The organism is Cohnella nanjingensis, from assembly GCF_014212125.1.
Taxonomy (GTDB): domain Bacteria; phylum Bacillota; class Bacilli; order Paenibacillales; family Paenibacillaceae; genus Cohnella; species Cohnella nanjingensis.
Window position 1 is genome coordinate 52,696 of the sequence record NZ_JACJVP010000017.1, and the last position, 16,939, is coordinate 69,634.

Annotated in this window: 11 protein-coding genes; 10 read left to right on the top strand and 1 reads right to left on the bottom strand. The window is 64.9% G+C overall.

From position 1 onward, the window contains the following. Positions 1–293 precede the first annotated feature (293 nt). The 9 genes from H7C19_RS10625 (at position 294) to H7C19_RS10665 (ending at position 11,931) form a co-directional block, all read left to right on the top strand. Positions 294–2,006, top strand: coding sequence for a DNA repair helicase XPB (locus H7C19_RS10625; RefSeq protein ID WP_185142629.1), 1,713 nt, complete (start codon positions 294–296; stop codon positions 2,004–2,006). Further along, complete coding sequence (locus tag H7C19_RS10630) at positions 2,003–3,997, top strand: helicase-associated domain-containing protein (RefSeq protein ID WP_185142630.1); 1,995 nt, start codon at positions 2,003–2,005, stop codon at positions 3,995–3,997. The genes H7C19_RS10625 and H7C19_RS10630 overlap by 4 nt, the downstream gene beginning before the upstream one ends. A 74-nt stretch (positions 3,998–4,071) precedes the next feature. After that, on the top strand, positions 4,072–4,554 hold the full coding sequence (locus H7C19_RS10635) for a YlbF/YmcA family competence regulator (protein WP_185142652.1): 483 nt from the start codon (positions 4,072–4,074) through the stop codon (positions 4,552–4,554). A 46-nt stretch (positions 4,555–4,600) separates the two neighbouring features. Then, entirely contained in the window at positions 4,601–4,864 is a 264-nt protein-coding gene (locus tag H7C19_RS10640; protein WP_185142631.1) for a YlbG family protein, read from the top strand. Positions 4,865–5,121: 257 nt separating this feature from the next. Continuing rightward, positions 5,122–5,829, top strand: coding sequence for a response regulator transcription factor (locus H7C19_RS10645; protein ID WP_185142632.1), 708 nt, complete (start codon positions 5,122–5,124; stop codon positions 5,827–5,829). Positions 5,830–6,020: 191 nt separating this feature from the next. Continuing rightward, positions 6,021–9,395 (top strand): response regulator, encoded by a 3,375-nt coding sequence (locus H7C19_RS10650; RefSeq protein WP_185142633.1) that lies wholly within the window; start codon positions 6,021–6,023, stop codon positions 9,393–9,395. 143 nt (positions 9,396–9,538) lie between these two features. Beyond that, positions 9,539–9,973 carry a hypothetical protein gene (locus tag H7C19_RS10655; RefSeq protein WP_185142634.1) on the top strand — a complete coding sequence of 145 codons (435 nt, stop codon included), beginning with the start codon at positions 9,539–9,541 and terminating at the stop codon, positions 9,971–9,973. Between the two features lie 226 nt (positions 9,974–10,199). Beyond that, the gene (locus H7C19_RS10660) at positions 10,200–11,108 is read left to right on the top strand and encodes a LysR family transcriptional regulator (protein ID WP_185142635.1); all 909 of its coding nucleotides are present in this window, start codon (positions 10,200–10,202) and stop codon (positions 11,106–11,108) included. Continuing rightward, on the top strand, positions 11,095–11,931 hold the full coding sequence (locus H7C19_RS10665) for a PHP domain-containing protein (protein ID WP_185142636.1): 837 nt from the start codon (positions 11,095–11,097) through the stop codon (positions 11,929–11,931). Before H7C19_RS10660 ends, H7C19_RS10665 begins: the two co-directional genes overlap by 14 nt. Before the next feature lie 194 nt (positions 11,932–12,125). On the opposite strand, the gene H7C19_RS10670 is transcribed toward H7C19_RS10665, so the two are convergent. Next, positions 12,126–13,862, bottom strand: coding sequence for an Rqc2 family fibronectin-binding protein (locus tag H7C19_RS10670; protein WP_185142637.1), 1,737 nt, complete (start codon positions 13,860–13,862; stop codon positions 12,126–12,128). A gap of 203 nt (positions 13,863–14,065) precedes the next feature. Here H7C19_RS10670 and H7C19_RS10675 point away from each other — a divergent pair, with 203 nt between their 5' ends. After that, positions 14,066–16,891 (top strand): calcium-translocating P-type ATPase, SERCA-type, encoded by a 2,826-nt coding sequence (locus H7C19_RS10675; RefSeq protein WP_185142638.1) that lies wholly within the window; start codon positions 14,066–14,068, stop codon positions 16,889–16,891. Positions 16,892–16,939: the final 48 nt, after the last annotated feature.

Here is a 16,939-nt window from a genome sequence, read left to right on the forward strand (position 1 = left end):
GCCCGCCGGACGCGAGTCCGGCGGGTTTTTTTTGGGTGCCGTGAGCTAAAGTCGCGTTTGCCGAAGAAGGGTCGCGTCGCCGGCTATTTGCAGGCAGCCGTTCCACTACGGCATCGCCTATCGGAAGTTCGTCCGAAATAGGCTACCCCTACAGGAATGCCCCGGGCAAGCTGGTCAAGGGGGTCCGGGCGGCGCGCAAAGCCCGGCAATTCGGGAACGGGTCGCGACCTGCGCTTAAGCCGCTCCCGAAATGGACATCATGGGGAAAAAGAGCTGCGCAAGGAGGAATCTGCATGTCATTGCCGCCAAGATCCGTCGCGCCTGTCGTCGTCCAATCCGACGGGACGCTCCTGCTCGACGAGCGGCTGCCCCGCGCGGAGGAAGCCAGGGCGCTGCTGAGGGCGCTGGCGGAGCTGCGCAAACGTCCCGGCTCGTTGCATACGTATGCGATGACGCCGGTGACGCTGTGGAACGCGGCCGCATCGGGCTGGACGGCGGATCGCGTCCTGAGCGGGCTGCGCGCGCTCGCCCGCTACGGCATCCCATCCGGATTGGAGCAAGAGGTGAAGCGCCTCATGGGCCGGTACGGACAATTACGCCTCGTCAGAAGGGACGGCGAATTGCTGCTCGAGTCGACGGACCCCGCGCTGCTGCGCGAGATCGCGGCGATGAAGAGCGTCTCCGACTGGCTGCTGCCGTCGGCCGGCGAAGGGGCCGTCGGCGTCAAGCCCGAGGCGCGAGGATGGCTGAAGCGGGAGCTGGCCGCAGGCGGTTACCCGGTGATCGACGAGGCCGGATTCCGCGCCGGCGAGGCGCTGCCCGTGGCCATGCGCGAGCTTGGCGAGGCGGGGCGGCCGATCCGGCTGCGGGACTACCAGGCGGAGGCGGTCGAGTCGTTCGCCGCCGGCGGGTCCGGCGACGGCGGCAGCGGCGTGGTCGTGCTGCCGTGCGGGGCGGGCAAGACGTGGGTCGGGATGGCGGCGCTGGCCCGGCTGCGCTGCGAGACGCTGATCCTGACGCCGAACGGCATCTCGGTCACGCAGTGGATCCGGGAGCTGCTGCGCAATACGACGTTGGCCCCGTCGGATATCGGGGCGTATACGGGCGATACGAAGCAGGTGCGGCCCGTGACGGTCGCCACCTACCAGGTGCTGACGCACCGGCATGCCGGGCAGACGGACAATCCGCATTGGAAGCTGTTCGTCGACCGGAATTGGGGGCTGATCATCTACGACGAGGTGCATCTGCTGCCGGCGCCCGTCTTCCGTCTGACCGCCGATCTGCAGGCGACCCGGCGCCTCGGACTGACGGCGACGCTCGTCCGGGAAGACGGCCGGGAGTGCGACGTGTTCGCGCTTGTCGGGCCGAAACGCTACGACGCGCCTTGGAAAAGCCTGGAGCGGGAGGGCTGGATCGCCGAGGCCGCCTGTCGGGAGCTGCGGGTACCGCTGGGCGGCGGCGCCGCGGAGAGCTACGCATCGGCGCCGGCGCGCGCCCGCCACCGGATCGCGGGCGAGAACCCGGCGAAGACGGAGGTCGTCCGGCGGCTGCTGGCCCGACATGAAGGCGAGCCGACGCTCGTCATCGGCCAATACTTGAGCCAGCTTCGCGATGTGGCGGAATCGTTGGCGCTGCCCTTGGTAACCGGCGAGATGCCGCACGCGGACCGGCAGCAGCTGTTCGACCGGTTCAACCGGGGCGAGGTAGGCGTGCTCGCGCTGTCGAAGGTGGCGAACTTCGCGGTCGATCTGCCGGACGCCGCCGTGGCGATCCAAATCTCCGGCAGCTTCGGATCGCGGCAGGAGGAGGCGCAGCGGCTGGGCCGCATCCTGCGCCCGAAGCGGACCGGCGCGGCGGCGACTTTCTATACGCTCGTCAGCGAAGAGACGGACGAGGTCGAGTTCGCCCGCAAGCGCCAGCGCTTCCTGCTGGAGCAAGGATATCAATACGAAGTCTGCCGGTGGCGGCCGGACTCGGCGGGCGGAGACGGAGGCGCGCGGACATGAATACGGAGGAGATCGCGGAAAGGATGCCGCCCGGCCTGCGGGAATGGCTGGGCGAGAACGCTTCGCTCGCCGAGCGGATCGGGAACGGCCGGCCGTGGGCGGCCGTCTTGGGCGCTCCGGACCGGGCCGCCGAATGGGCGGCGGGCTGCGAGCCGCCGGCGAGGGAGACGATGATGCTGATCGTGCGCCGGTTCGCGGGCTTGCCGTTCGAAGAGGACAAGCTGCTGCAGGCGGCGGCCGAAGAAGGCCGATGGACCGGCGCGGAGACGCGCGTGGCGATGCAACGGCTGCGGGCCGACGGGATCCTGTTCGCCGTGCGCAAGGCTTGGGGCGACCGGCTCTTCTACCTTCCTTCCGACATGGTCGGCGTGTGGCAGCGGCTGCTCCTGCCCACTCACTCCGAACCGGTTGCGCCGGAGCGGGAAGCAGACATTGCGGCGCGGTCGTCGGACTATCGGCTGCCGCTGTCGCTGGAGCTGCTGCACGCCTGGTCCGCCGTTCGGCGATACGGCTTGCCGCTCACGGCCAAGGGCGCCCCGCACAAAGCGGCGATCGCCAAGATCGCGGCTGCGATCCGCCTCGAGGGAGCGGCGCTCGCCGCGTTGGGCTTCGCGGCGGTCGGCGGCGATCCGACGCCGCCTCAGATGGCGCTGGCGCTTGATCTCGGACTGCATGCCGGCGTGCTGGAGCGCGGCAAGGCGGAGATCCGCGTCAAGCCGGACGGAGCCGCGCGGTGGCTGGAAGGCACGGCTGCCGCGATCGAAGCCAAGCTGGCATCGATCGTCACGCTGCGGTACGCGGGCCAGGACCCGGCCCTGCACTATGCGGCGACTGCCGTTGGCATGGTCGTACCGGGCGTCTGGTACCGCGAGGCGGATGTTGCGGCCGCCAAGCCGGGCAGCCCCGCGTCGCAGGCGATCGGGACTTGGCTGGAGGTGCTGGCGGCGTTCGCTTGGGTAGATCGAGGGACGCTGGACGGGCGCGAGGTTTTCCGCTGGATGATCGACCCCGACCCCGAGCGGGCCGCCCGGGCGGCGCCGCTGCCGGACGGACTGGAACGGTACGAGGTGCTGCCCGATCTGGAGATCGTCGTGCCGCCGGAGGTCCCTCCCGGCGCAAGATGGGCGCTGGAGGAGATCGCGGAGCGGGCCTCGTCGGACGTCGTCTCGCTCTATCGGCTTAGCCGCAGCGCATGCGAGCGGGCCAGCCGTCAAGGCCATACGCCGGCTTCCGTCGCCGCCTTGCTCGAGGCAGGCTCGGGCGCGCCGCTGCCCGAAGCGGCCTCCGCCGCGCTGGACGACTGGTTCCGGCGGCTGGGGCGGGTCGAGATCGCGGAGACGGCGCTGCTGCGGGTCGACGAGCCCGGACTGGCCGATCAGATCGGCGCCGACGCCGAAGCGGCCGCTCTCTTGGCGGAGCGGATCGGCGACCGGTACTTTGTCGTCCGGGAAGGCGCGCGCAAGGCGCTGGAGGCGCGGCTCGCGGCACTGGGATACCCGCCGTCTCCGCCGCGTTCCGGTCCTGCCGATCCCGGCGGGGACGACGCGGCGGAGACGGCGGCCGTGGATGCGGGCTGGGCGTACCGCCGCCAGATCCTGTCGTTCTATGAACTCGATCCGACGCCGCCGGCCTCGCCCGACGAGCTGTTCCCGGGCTTGAACGACGTACCCGCGACGTGGCTGCGGCAGCCTAGAGCCTATCACGCTTCGACGATTAGAGAGCTGGTCGAACGCGCGCTTCATTGGGGGACGGCCCTTCGGGTGCGGCGGAAGACGGGGGAGGAGGGGCCCGAATGGATCACGTTCGTGCCCCAGGCGGTGTCGGGCTCGTCCGAGGGGTGGCAGGTGAGCGGGCTCGTCCGCGGCGCGGCCGATCGGGACGCCTCCGATCGGCCGCCCGCCGCGAGCCGCGCGACGCTCGCGGCGGACGGCATCGGGGAGCTGATGATCGTCCTGCCGGAAGCCGAGCCGCGCCTCCGGACGATAGATTGACCCGCGGGCGCGGATTTGTGATATGATAGGAGCATGATCGCATGCCGAAAGATGAGGTGGCCTTCTTGCTAGGAATGACCGAGACCCTCCCTGCGGCGTCGGGCGAAGCGGCCTTCGAGGCGGCAGCCGATATGGCGGCTCTTACGTCCTACGCCTTCGAGCTGGGAGATTTGATCAAACACTCCGCCATTGCGGCGGAATACGCATACTGGAAAGAACGGGTCGATCGGAACGGCGATGCGCAGCAGCTCATCCGCGAGTTCGCCCGAGCGAAGGAGCAGTTCGCGGACTGCGAGCGGTTCGGCCGCTTTCACCCGGACTACAACGAAGCGCTCGACCGCGTCTACGCGGTCGAAACGCGGCTGAACGCCATCGAGCCGGTCCGCCGGTTCAAGGACGCCGAGGCCGCGGTTGACCAGCTTCTGCATGAAGTCTCCCTGACGATCGCGCGCTCGGTATCCGAGACGATCAAGGTGCCGGACAACGATCCGAACCCCAAGGCGAAGGGATGCGGAGGCGGCGGCAGCTGCTCCTGCGGGAGCGGCGGCTGCGGATAAGTACGGCCGCCCGTTCGGGGCGGCCTGGAGGATGGGAGGCGCGCGCATGATTGCGGAACGGACAGGATATATCATCTGGTTCAACGATTGGAAGGCGGCCCGCGCCTTGGACAAGTACGGGACGCTGCATTATATGTCCCGCAAGATGAACTACGCGGTGCTCTACGTCAACGCGGAGGCGGCCGAGGATACGGTCCGCAACGTGCAGCGGTTGCCCTACGTCCGCAAGATCGAGCGGTCTTACCGGGGCGAGATCAAGACGGAGTACGAAAGAAACGTGCCGGACAAGACCCGATTCTACGGCTTGTAGGTCGGCGGCGAGGACGATAAGCGCGATTGAAGGAACGAACGAAACGGGACGTCGGCGTTTGCAGCCGACGTTCTTTTTATTGTATTTTCTTAACATCTTGCAAACAATTTGTGACTTATAGCCTATTTTACGACAAAATTCTGGGTAAATCGGGCTATATAGACAGTTATTTAAGGAATGGATATAATGAATGATAGTAAAATGTTAGCAAATTTTTAGGAATTTAAACCATTTCTTCTCGACTAGAGGTGCGCCAATTGACCAAGATTCTCGTCATCGAAGATGAGATCGTCGTCGGAGAGATGATATCGATGTACTTGACGGACGAAGGCTTCGAAGTTCTGCGGGTCGAGACCGGCCGCGCGGGTCAGGAGGCGCTGTCTTCGTTCCAGCCGGACGCGGTTCTCCTGGACCTCGTGCTGCCCGACATCGACGGCACGGATTGGTGCGCCGCCGCGCGGCGGCTATCCGAAGTCCCGATTCTCGTCATCTCGACCAAGAGCAAGGTGGTCGAGCGGATCGAAGCGTTGGACGCGGGAGCGGACGACTACCTGTGCAAGCCGTTCAGCATGCAGGAGCTCAAGGCGAGGATCGGCGCCGCCGTCCGGCGCACGAAGCCGACGGCGATCGCCTCCGGTCCCGACGGCCCGCCGCCGCCGGAGCCGGCCGAGCCGCCTTCGGCGATCCGGATGGATCTCCACAAACGCCAGATTTTCGTGGATGAAACGCCGATCGAGACGACCTTTACCGAGTTCGAGCTGATGAAGCTGTTCTTCGAATTTCCGGGGCGCGTCTTCAGTCGGGACGAGCTCATTAATACGGTGCGGGGAATCGACTCCTACGTGAACGATCGGGCGATCGACGTCCATATCACCAATCTGCGCAGGAAGTTCGAAGCGAATCCCAAGGAACCTCGATATCTGAAGACCGTCTGGGGCGTCGGCTACAAGCTCTTGCTCGGCTAGCGGCCGTCCGCCTTCCTCTCATCCGATTGTTCGATCGTATGGCTAAGCCTCCTATCTCGCTCGAATAGGCGCGTGGTAGGGGTTTTTTGCTATCTTTCGGGAAAATTCGCCTTATTCTCTTTAACTTTTAGTTCTTTTGGACGATGAATGAATCAGGCGAAGGACGCCGCAGACGCCGAGGAGGATTCTCATTGTTTCGTTCGCTTCGCTTCCGATTATGGCTGCTGCTCTTGCTCACGACAGGTGCGACGCTGTTCCTGATGGGGTGGTTCTATTACCAATCCGCACAAACGACGATCCGCGATTCTCTGCTCGACAATGCGTCGGCGAAGGTCGCCGGGCATTCCGAGGCGCTGTCCGTCTGGATTCGCGCGCGCACGCAGCAAGTCGAGATGCTCGCCGCCGAGGAAGCCATCCGGTACGGCGGCGAGCAGGCGCGGCAGCTGCGGCTACAGCGCGCGCTTCATGGCGATAGTCTATACGACGCTCTCTCGATCCGGGATTTGAGCGGCAAGCTCCTGGTGTCCGACGGCAGCTCCGCGGGGACGACCGAGCGATGGGCGTATCCGTTCCCGCTAGCCACCCAAACGTCCGTATCGATTCCTTTTTACGCCAGTCGGGAGCATGGACCGTCGAACCTGGTCGTCGCCATCCAGGTTCCGATTCTGAATCCGTTCGGTACCGGCGAATCGGTGCTGTGCGCGACCGTAAGGGCGGACGCCATCCTGGAAGATTCGACCCGGTTCGGCGGCAATGTGCTGGATGCGGTGAGTCTGATCGACCGGCAGGGGCGTCTCGTCTATGAACCTTACGACGGACGTCCCTGGACGCATGCGCCGATGGATCGGATCCTGCGCGCCATGTCGGACGACTGGCAGGATCACGTCAAGAGCGACGGCGTTCTCTATATCGGGGCGTCGATCGCCGGCACCGGGTGGAGCCTGGTCGCCCAGTCCGCCACCGACAAGCTGTACGCGCCGCTGCATCGGCTGCTGCTCCTGACGATCGCGGCGGGCGTCGCGGCGGAGGCCGCGCTAGCGGTGCTCCTGTTCCTGCTCATCAGTCCCGTCATGAACCGGATCAAGGCCATTCTGAGGAAGACCGAGGCGGTGGCCGCCGGGCACTTCCGCGTTTCGCCGCTCGCGATCGACAAGGAAGACGAGATCGGGGCGCTGGCCGTCTCCGTCAACGGGATGGTCGTGCAGCTGCGGCGGCTTTTCGAGCCGTTGCAGGCGGTGACCAACCAGAACGATTACGGCATCATCGTCGCCGACGCGTCCCATACGATTACGCAATTCAACGAGACGGCGGAGCGGATGCTCGGCTTTGCGGCTGCCGAGATGATAGGCCTGAAGACGCCGCTGGCCTTCTCCGACATGGCGGAGCTGCGCGGCAAAGCCGCGCGTCTGTCGGCACGGACGGGGCGGCGCGTCGAGCCCGGATTGCCTTATTTTCACGCGATGCTGCAAGGCAAGCTGACCTATACGGAGGACCGGACCTACATCCGCAAGGACGGCACGTCCCTGCCCGTTCATCTGAACGTGAGCAAGATTCTCGACGAGCAGGGAAGGGTTACCGGCTACGTCAGCTTGTTCAGAGACATCACGAGACAGAAGAAAAATCAGGAGGAGCTCCTCGAGGCCAAGCTCGAAGCCGAGCGGGCGAACGAGGCGAAGAGCTTGTTCCTGGCGCGAATGAGCCATGAGATCCGGACGCCGATCAACGGCATCGTCGGGTTCGCGCAGCTGCTGGAGCGGACGCCGCTCACCGGCGCGCAGCGGGGGTACTTGCAGAAGATCGTCTCCTCTTCGGAGGTGCTGCTCGGCACGGTGAACCACATTCTCGACTTCTCCAAGATCGAAGCGGGCAAGTTCGAGTTGGAGAAAGTGTCGTTCGATCTGGACGAGCTGTTCCGCAAGCTGGCCGATACGCTCGGCATTTTTATCGGGGCCAAACCGGTCGAGATGATCTTCGACGTCCAGGAAGACGCTCCGACGCGATTGATGGGCGATCCGCTGCGGTTGGAGCAGGTGCTTCTCAATTTGACGAACAACGCCGTCAAATTCACCGAAGAAGGGTATGTACACTTAAAGGTGCGCGTAACGGACCGGGAGCCGGACCGGGTCGCGCTTGCCTTTTCCGTATCGGACACGGGCATCGGAATCCGCGAAGACCAGCTTGCTCAGCTGTTCCGGCCGTTCGTGCAAGCGGACGGCTCGACCAGCCGCAAATACGGCGGATCGGGTCTTGGTCTCGTCATCGCGGACGAGATGATCGGACTGATGGGCGGGCGGCTTGCGGTCGATAGCGAACCGGGGGTAGGCAGCCGCTTCTCCTTCGATCTGACGTTCCCGATCGCGTCGAACGAGCGAAAAAGTGAACCCTGCGTGCCGCTGCATCGTTCCATTCTATGTATCGAGCGTTCGGGCTTGCTGCAGGAAGCGCTGGCTTCCATGCTGCGGCCGACCTGGGCCGACGTCGCGTTCGCCGATTCGTGGACGGGCGCGATCGAGACGCTGGAGAAGCTGCCCGAGGGCCAGACGTTCGACTACGTTCTCTTCAACATGGAGATGCCCGACATGTACGGCGAGTCGACTTGGCTCGATCTGCGCAGCGCGGCGTCCGGGGCGAAGACGATCGCGATGACGACGCCGCTGGGCCAGAACGAGCTGCTGCGCATGGCGGAGGCGAATCGGCCGGACCGATCCCTGATCAAGCCGATCAACCGGCTTGCCTTGCGCTCGGCGCTGGCCGGTCTCGAGGAAGAGAGCCGCTTCGAGCAGCTCGCGCGGCTGCAGCACGAATTGCGCGACGAACCGCCCGCCCAGACGCGGATCTTGCTGGTCGAGGACCATGCGATCAATCAGCAGGTTGCCTGCGAGCTGCTGACGGAGCGCGGCTTCGACGTCGGCGTCGCCGCCGACGGGTTCGAGGCGCTGCGGATGCTGGCCGAACGGGAGTGGGACCTGGCGCTGATGGACCTTCAGATGCCGGGGATGGACGGGTTCGAAGCGACACGGCGCCTGCGCGAGCGGCATTCCGAGTGGGAGCTGCCGGTCGTAGCCATGACGGCGAACGTCATGGACGACGACCGGCGCAAGTGCTACCGGGTCGGCATGAACGACGTCATCACGAAGCCGATCCAGGCGAACGCGCTGTATGCCGCGGTGGACAAATGGACGTCGCTCGCCAAGGCGGTCGACTGGGCGGACGCGCGCGAACGGGTGAACGGCAAGGATAATATTTTGCGGCAAATGACGCAGACGTTCCGGCGCGACTACCCGGGCTTCGACGCGAGGCTCGTCGCCCTGATCGAAAGCGGGGACCGGGAGGGCGCGATACGGCTGCTGCATACCTTCAGGGGGGTGACCGGCAATTTGTCCGCCAGAGGGCTGCACGAAGCGGCGACGCGACTGGAACGCGACTTGGCCCGCGGGGCGGAGGACGCTTCCGAGGCGGCTTGGAGAGCGGGCGCCGACCGCTTGTCCGAGGAGTTGGAGCGGGTGCTTCGCGCGATGGAATGGCGCGAAAAAGCGGATTGGCGGGCGTCGCGAAATAGCGAATAATGAGAAATAATGTAAATATTGACAGCGATTTATTTTATTGTTGAATCCTCGGGAAATGGTGAGGTAAAATATACTTAAATTCCTATTTTCGTATCCCTAAAAGATAGTACTTAAGGCCCACATGGCGAAAGGAGGAGAACCCGGTGAAGGATAAGCATACGGAGCGTTGGAGTACATACGAGCCTTTCTATGTCGCCCTGGGGGACAAGAAAGTCGCGGATATTATCATCACCAATCATGCGAGGGTCCGGTGGACCGACCGGGTGGAGACCGAGAAGACAGGTTTCTCCGATATCGCCCAATACTTGTGGGAATGCCTGAAGGAAGGACGCGTGGTGTCCTACTATCGCAATGAAGAAGACGTTTACACGATCGACGACGACCTGGTGTTTGTGGCCGAGTTCGCCGTATCGGATCAGGTCGATCTGCTGGGCATTCCGCTGCACAAGATGATCATCGTCACGTTCCTCGGACGCATGTCGGAGACGATGGAGCTGCGGGACCTGAAGACGTATTATTCCTGGTTGCGCCATTCCCGCCGCATGACGCTCATTAAGAACAACCGCAAGCGCCGTTGATCCCCGCTCGTTTCTTGCAGGCATGCCGAATCCGGCATGCCTTTTTTTGATTCGCGCGAGGCGTCGGCTTCGCCTATCCGGTGGCGGATCTCCGCCCGCACGCCGCTGAGGTCCTTGCGGCGCGGCGAAGCCGTTTTTCCAAGCAGGGCGGTTTGGCGCGAAGTTTGCGGAACCATGTGATATAATGCTTTCAAACGATCGGAATGGGGAAGGATGGAGACGCGAATTGGCGCTTAACGTGCATCAGCTCCATATTTTTTATACCGTCGCGGAACGCGGGAGCTTCTCGGCCGCCGCCCAGACGCTGCATATGACGCAGCCGGCGGTGACGATGCAGATTCAAGCGCTGGAAGAACGCTACGGCGTCAAGCTGCTGCAGCGCTCCGCGAAGAAGCTGGAGCTCACCGACGCGGGGAGGTGCCTGCTGCCGCAAGCGCGCAAAGCGATCGAGCTCATGCGGGAGACGGACGACGCCATGGCGCGGTATGCGCTTCAACTGAAGGGGCAGCTCAAGTTCGCAGCCAGCTTGACGATCGGGGAATATGTCCTGCCCCGTCTGCTAGGCCCTTTCCTGAAGCGGTTCCCCGAGCTGTCGGTGAGCATGCGCATCATCAACACGACCGAGATCCTTGAAGAGATCGAGCACCACGGCTTGGCGTTCGGGCTCGTCGAAGGCCGCGTGGACGGACCCGGCTTGTTCGTCGAGCCGGTCATGAGCGACGAGCTGGTGCTCGTCGCGCCGGCGGACCACCCTTTCGCGTCGCGGACCGAGGTGACGCTCGAAGAGGTGGCGGCGGAACCGATGGTCCTCCGGGAGACGGGGTCGGGTACCCGGCAGGTGATGGAGGAGGAGCTGGTCCGACACGGCCTCGCGCCCGAGCGGCTGCGGGTCGTCAGCGACTTCGGCAGCACCGGGGCCGTGAAGTCGGCCGTTGAAGCGGGACTGGGCTTGTCCTTTCTGTCCGTATGGACCTTAAAGCACGAAGCGGCGCTCGGGCTGCTGAAGCCCGTGCGCATCCAGGGCGTGTCGTTCCGCCGCCAGTTCTACGCGGTACGCCAGCAGTCGGCGGACCTGCCGCTCGCGGCGTCCGCTCTACTAAACGATCTAAGGGGATTGCCCGATGAACCAAGTTGATTTGCACACCCATACGACCGCTTCGGACGGTCTGCATCGGCCCGCGGACAACGTCCGGATGGCTCGCGAGGCGGGGCTCGCGGGGATCGCGATCACCGACCACGACACGGTCGCCGGCATCCCCGAAGCGCGGGAAGCGGGCGAGCGTCTCGGCGTCGCGGTCGTCCCGGGCGTCGAGATCAGCACGGCGAGCGGCGGGCGGGACATTCACGTGCTCGGGTACTACGTCGACGAGCGCGACGAGACGTTCCTGGAGCGTCTCGCTTCGCTGCGCGGCGTGCGCGAGCGCCGGAACGAGGCGATCGTCGCCCGGGTGAACGCGCTCGGCATTCCGCTGACGATGGACCAGGTGATGGAAGCGGCAGGCGAAGGACGGGGCGAGGACGAGACGATCGGCCGGCCGCATATCGCGGAAGCGCTGGTTCGCGCCGGCGCCGTCTCGAACGTGCAGGAGGCGTTCGACCGGCTGCTGGCCGAAGGGCGTCCGGCCTACGTCCTGCCGCCGCGCATCGCCCCCGAACAGGCGATCGCTTGGATTCACGAAGCCGGAGGCACCGCCATCATCGCGCATCCGGGCTTGTACGGCCAAGACGCGCTCGTCGCCTCGCTGCTGGAGCGGGGCGGCGCCGACGGACTGGAGGCCTATCATTCGGATCACGACGAGGCGGACGCCGCGCGTTATCGGGCGATGGCCGAGGCGCGAGGCAAGCTCGTCACGGGCGGCTCCGACTTTCACGGGGCGCGCAAGGGCAAGATCTATCACGGTTCGATCGGCAACCGGTCCGTGGATGCGAGCGTGCTCGAAGCGTTGAAGCGCCGTTAGCGGCGAGGAAGCGGCGCTCATGCGCACGGCAAAGAGGGTGTTCCCGCGGTCGGCTGCGACCGGCGGGAACACCCTCTTGGTATGTTCGGGCCAACCAAGCTTGTCTGGTTGGCCTGTATTGGCGAGCGGGATGGCGGACGAAGGACGGGCCTGACGTACGCCGCTCTGGCGCTCGCTTTGTGTCGCACGGGCGCCTATACCTGCTTCACGGCGCTCGGCAGGGCGCGGACGGCGTCCTCGTCGGGCGTGACGAACAGCGTCTTCTGGCCGTCGTAGATGACGAAGCCCGGCTTGGCGCCGTTCGGTTTGCGCACCAGGCGGATCTTCGTATAGTCGACCGGGACGAGGCTCGATTCTCTCCCTTTGCTGTAATAGGCGGCGAGCATCGCTGCTTCGCGAAGCGTCTCTTCGCCGAAGTCGGCACTGCGGATGAGCACGTGCGAACCCGGAATATCCTTCGTATGAAGCCACGTATCGGAAGCCTGACCCAGACGGTTCGTGACGTAATCGTTCTGGGTGTTGTTCTTGCCGACGTAGATGGGGACGCCTTCGCTGGACGTATAGCACAGCAGCGCGGGGCGATCGTTTTTCTTCTTGCGCGATCCCTTGCGCGCGCCGCGTTCCCGAATATAGCCTTGCTCGACGAGCTCCGTCCGGATCTCCTCGATATCGGCCGGCGTCGCCGCGTCGAGTCCCTGCGCCACCGATTCGAGATAGCGCAGCTCCTCCTTGGTGGCGTCGATCTGCTCGGTGACGACCGCGCGGCTGTTCTTCAGCTTCGTGTACTTGCGGAAGTACCGCTGCGCATTCTCGTTCGGCGTGAGCAGCGGGTCCAGCGGGATCGATAGCGCGGGCTGATCCTCTTCATAGTAGTCGATGACCTCGATTTGCTTCTCCCCTTTGCCCACCTGATGCAGATGGGCCGTCAGGAGCTCCCCGTACTTGCGGAAACGATCGGCGCCCGACGCTTCATCGAGCGTCTGCGCCAGCTTCTCCAGCTTCTTCTCGTTCTTCGCGGTTTCGTTCTGCAGCCAGCGCGCGAGATCGGTCGTCCGCTGCCGGACGAGGTCGCGTTCCGCCTTGTCCGCGTAGTACGTCTCCAGACATTCGTGAATCGTCTCGAAGGTTCGGCGCTTGCCGGTCGCGTGCGTCAAAGTCAACGCGTGGAATACGCTGCGGCCGTCCTCGCCCTCCACGATCTCCGGCGCGTAGCGCTGGGCTGCCGCATCCGCCATTGCGGCCGCGAAGGCGTCCGGGACGCGGGCTCGGTCATCCTCCGCGCGGTAGACGATCTCTTTGGCGAGCAGCGGACTCACGCCCGTATAAGCGCCTACGAGCGCGGACGCTGGGCTGTCGGGACGATCCGCATCGGCGCCCCGGAGTACGGCTTCGACGTCCGTTGCAGACGCTTCAAGCGGAGACTGCTTGCTCTGCGAGGGCGGGGCGACGTAGGCGCAGCCGGGCATCACGACCCGATAGCTGCTCATTGAAGGCGTGACGTGCCGAATGCTGTCGTGGACAAAGCCGGTCGCCGGGTCGAGCAGGATGAGATTGCTGTGCCGTCCCATGATCTCGAGGACGAGGCGCTTGAGCGACAAGTCGCCGAGCTCGTCCCGGTGGCGGACGTCGATCTCGACGATCCGCTCCAGCCCGATCTGGCGGACCGCTTCGATCACGCCGCCTTCGCAATGCTTGCGGAGCAGCATGCAGAACATCGGAGGCTCTTGGGGATTCGCCCAAGGCTGCTCGGTATAGTGAATGCGGGGCAGCGACGGATGCGCGGACAGCAGCAGCTTGCGTCCGAAGCCCTGGCCTCGGATATGCAGGACGAGCTCGTGCCCGGTCGGCTGATAAATTTTATGAATACGCGCGCCTGCGACGGCCTGTAGCTCATGGACGAGGGCGCGGGTGACGATGCCGTCGAGTGACATTAGCGTAGACTCCCGGTGGAAAAAGATTCGGATGCAATCCGTTCTTCCTATGATGCCATAGTTGCCCGCAAAGGGAAAGTCCGCCTGTCAGACGCTTCTGCCGGACAAGGGGGGATATTTCGCGGCTTGTCTGAATACACATAGGGCAGAAAGGCTGTCCGGCCGAAGCCGGGACGGCGCACTTGCGGGAGGAGGAGACTTCAGTGGAGGGGAAGGCTTGGCATCAGTTGAACGAAGCCGAGCTCGCGGCTGCGCTCGGTACCGACGTCAAGGAAGGCTTGGCGCCGGAGGAAGCGGCTTCGCGGCTCGCAGGCCACGGTCTCAACGAATTGGCCGAACGGCGAAGAGAGTCCCCGTTCAAGCTGTTGATCAATCAGTTCAAGGATTTCATGGTCCTGGTTCTGGCGGGGGCGACGGTCGTATCGGGATTGCTCGGGGAGATGCTGGACGCGCTCACGATTATCGCGATCATCGTGCTGAACGGCCTGCTCGGCTTTTATCAGGAATTCCGCGCGGAGCGTTCGCTGCAGGCGCTCAAGGAGCTGTCCGCGCCGTACGCGCGGGTCGTCCGGGGCGGCCGCATGGAGAACGTGCCGGCGCGGGATCTCGTGCCGGGCGATATCGTGCTGCTCGAGAGCGGGGACCGGGTCCCCGCGGATCTGCGGCTGATCGAGAGCAATCAATGTACCATAGAGGAAGCGGCGTTGACCGGGGAATCCGTGCCGGTCGCCAAGGAGGCGGCCGCGATCGCCGCCGACGAGCTGCCGCTCGGAGACCGCAAGAATTGCGCCTACCTCGGCACGATGGTGACGCGCGGCACGGCGAAGGGCGTCGTCGCGGTCACCGGCATGAACACGGAGATGGGCAAGATCGCCGATCTCATCCAGCAGACGGAGGAAGCGGACACGCCGCTCCAACATCGGCTGGAGCAGCTCGGCAAGATTCTGATCGTCGTCGCGCTCGCGCTGACGGTGCTCGTCGTCGTCGCGGGCGTGCTGCACGGGCAACCGCTGTACGGCATGTTCCTGGCGGGGGTCAGCCTGGCCGTGGCCGCCATTCCCGAAGGGTTGCCGGCGATCGTGACGATCGCGCTGGCGCTCGGGGTGCAGCGGATGATCCGGCGCAAGGCGATCGTCCGCAAGCTCCCGTCGGTGGAGACGCTCGGCTGCGCTTCGGTCATCTGCTCGGACAAGACCGGGACGCTGACGCAGAACAAGATGACGGTGACGAAGGTCTGGGTGGGCGGCCGGGTCGTCGAAGTGACGGGCGAAGGCTACGAGCCGCACGGACAGCTCGTCGAGAAAGGCAAGACGATCGACGTGAAAGGCGACGCGGCGCTCCGCCGTCTGACGCAGATCGCCGCGCTGTGCAACAACGCGCAGCTGGGACGCGCCGACCGGTCGGAGGAGCAGCGCAAGCGCAAGTCGACGCGGGAAGCCGCGGAGCAAGCGGACGCCGGCGAATGGCAGGTGAAGGGCGATCCGACGGAAGGCGCGCTCCTCGTCCTCGCGGCCAAGACGGGACTTGGACGCTCGGCGATCGAAGAGCTGTATCCGCGCGTGAAGGAATATCCGTTCGACGCCGACCGCAAGCGGATGTCGGTACTCGTGTCCCATCAGGGCGGGCGCCTCATCTGCACCAAAGGCGCGCCCGATCTGCTCGTCGAGCGCTGCGCGTACGTCCTGTGGGACGGCAAAGTCGTGCCGTTCACCGGCACGCTCCGCCAGAAAGTGCTGCAAGCGAACGGGGAGATGGCGCAGGAAGCGCTCCGGGTACTGGGATTCGCCTATCGCGACGTCCGTTCGAGCGACGCCTGCGATACGGAAGAGGAAGCGGAAGAGGGGCTCGTCTTCGTGGGCTTGAGCGGGATGATCGATCCGCCGCGCAGGGAAGTCGCCGACGCGATCGGCAAGTGCCGCGCCGCCGGCATCAAGACGGTCATGATCACGGGAGATCATCAGTTGACGGCCGAGGCGATCGCGCGCACGCTCGGCATCCTGCCCCGGGACGGCAAGGCGATCAGCGGAACGGAGCTGTCGACGCTCAGCGACGACCAACTCGACAAGATCGCGGATAACGTCTACGTGTACGCGCGCGTCTCGCCGGAACACAAGCTGCGCATCGTGCAGTCGCTGCAGCGCCGCGGCCACGTCGTGGCGATGACGGGCGACGGCGTGAACGATGCGCCGGCGGTGAAGGCGGCGGACATCGGCATCTCGATGGGCGTAACCGGCACGGACGTGACGAAGGAAGCGTCCGCGCTCGTGCTGGCGGACGACAACTTCGCTTCGATCGTGGCCGCCGTGGAAGAAGGCCGGGGCATCTACGAGAATATCCGCAAGTTCATCCGTTACTTGCTCGCGTCCAACGTCGGAGAGATTCTGGTCATGTTCTTCGCGATGATGGCGGCGCTGCCGCTGCCGCTCATCCCGATCCAGATCCTCTGGGTCAACCTGGTCACGGACGGTTTGCCGGCCATGGCGCTCGGCATCGACCAGGCGGAGAGCGATCTGATGCGCCAGAAGCCGCGTTCCGCGAAGGAGAACATCTTCGCGCGGCGGCTCGGCTGGAAGATCATCAGCCGGGGCGTGCTGATCGGCGTATGTACGCTGGCCGCCTTCGTGCTCACGCTGGGCGGCAAGTCCGGCGACGCGCAGCATCTGATCCACGCGCAGAGCGTCGCCTTCGCCACGCTCGTCATGGCGCAGCTCATTCACGTTTTCGATTGCCGGAGCTCGCGCTCCATTTTCCATCGGCGCTTCTTCGAGAACAAGTTCCTCGTGCTCGCCGTGCTGTCGTCGCTGATCCTGCTCCTCGCGGTGCTCTATCTCGCGCCGCTACAGCCGATCTTCAAGACGGTGCCGCTGACGCTGCGGGATTGGGCGCTCGTCTTCGTCGCCGCCGGCATCCCGACGTTCGCGATGGGCATCGGCAGCGTATGGGGCTCGTCCCGCCGCCGCCGTCCGGGCAAACGCATCACTTACGGCGCCGGCAACAACTCGCGTACGGCATCGCCGTTCGCGCGCTGAGGGTAGCGGTTTGCGCAGGAGAGACCACATTCGCACAAAAGAACCCGC

What these genes read in the sequence shown, in the direction of transcription:
- H7C19_RS10625 (WP_185142629.1), top strand. Translation starts at nt 294, where the DNA reads ATGTCATTGCCGCCAAGATCCGTCGCGCCTGTCGTCGTCCAATCCGAC.
- H7C19_RS10630 (WP_185142630.1), top strand. Translation starts at nt 2,003, where the DNA reads ATGAATACGGAGGAGATCGCGGAAAGGATGCCGCCCGGCCTGCGGGAA.
- H7C19_RS10635 (WP_185142652.1), top strand. Translation starts at nt 4,072, where the DNA reads ATGACCGAGACCCTCCCTGCGGCGTCGGGCGAAGCGGCCTTCGAGGCG.
- H7C19_RS10640 (WP_185142631.1), top strand. Translation starts at nt 4,601, where the DNA reads ATGATTGCGGAACGGACAGGATATATCATCTGGTTCAACGATTGGAAG.
- H7C19_RS10665 (WP_185142636.1), top strand. Translation starts at nt 11,095, where the DNA reads ATGAACCAAGTTGATTTGCACACCCATACGACCGCTTCGGACGGTCTG.
- H7C19_RS10670 (WP_185142637.1), bottom strand. Translation starts at nt 13,862, where the DNA reads ATGTCACTCGACGGCATCGTCACCCGCGCCCTCGTCCATGAGCTACAG.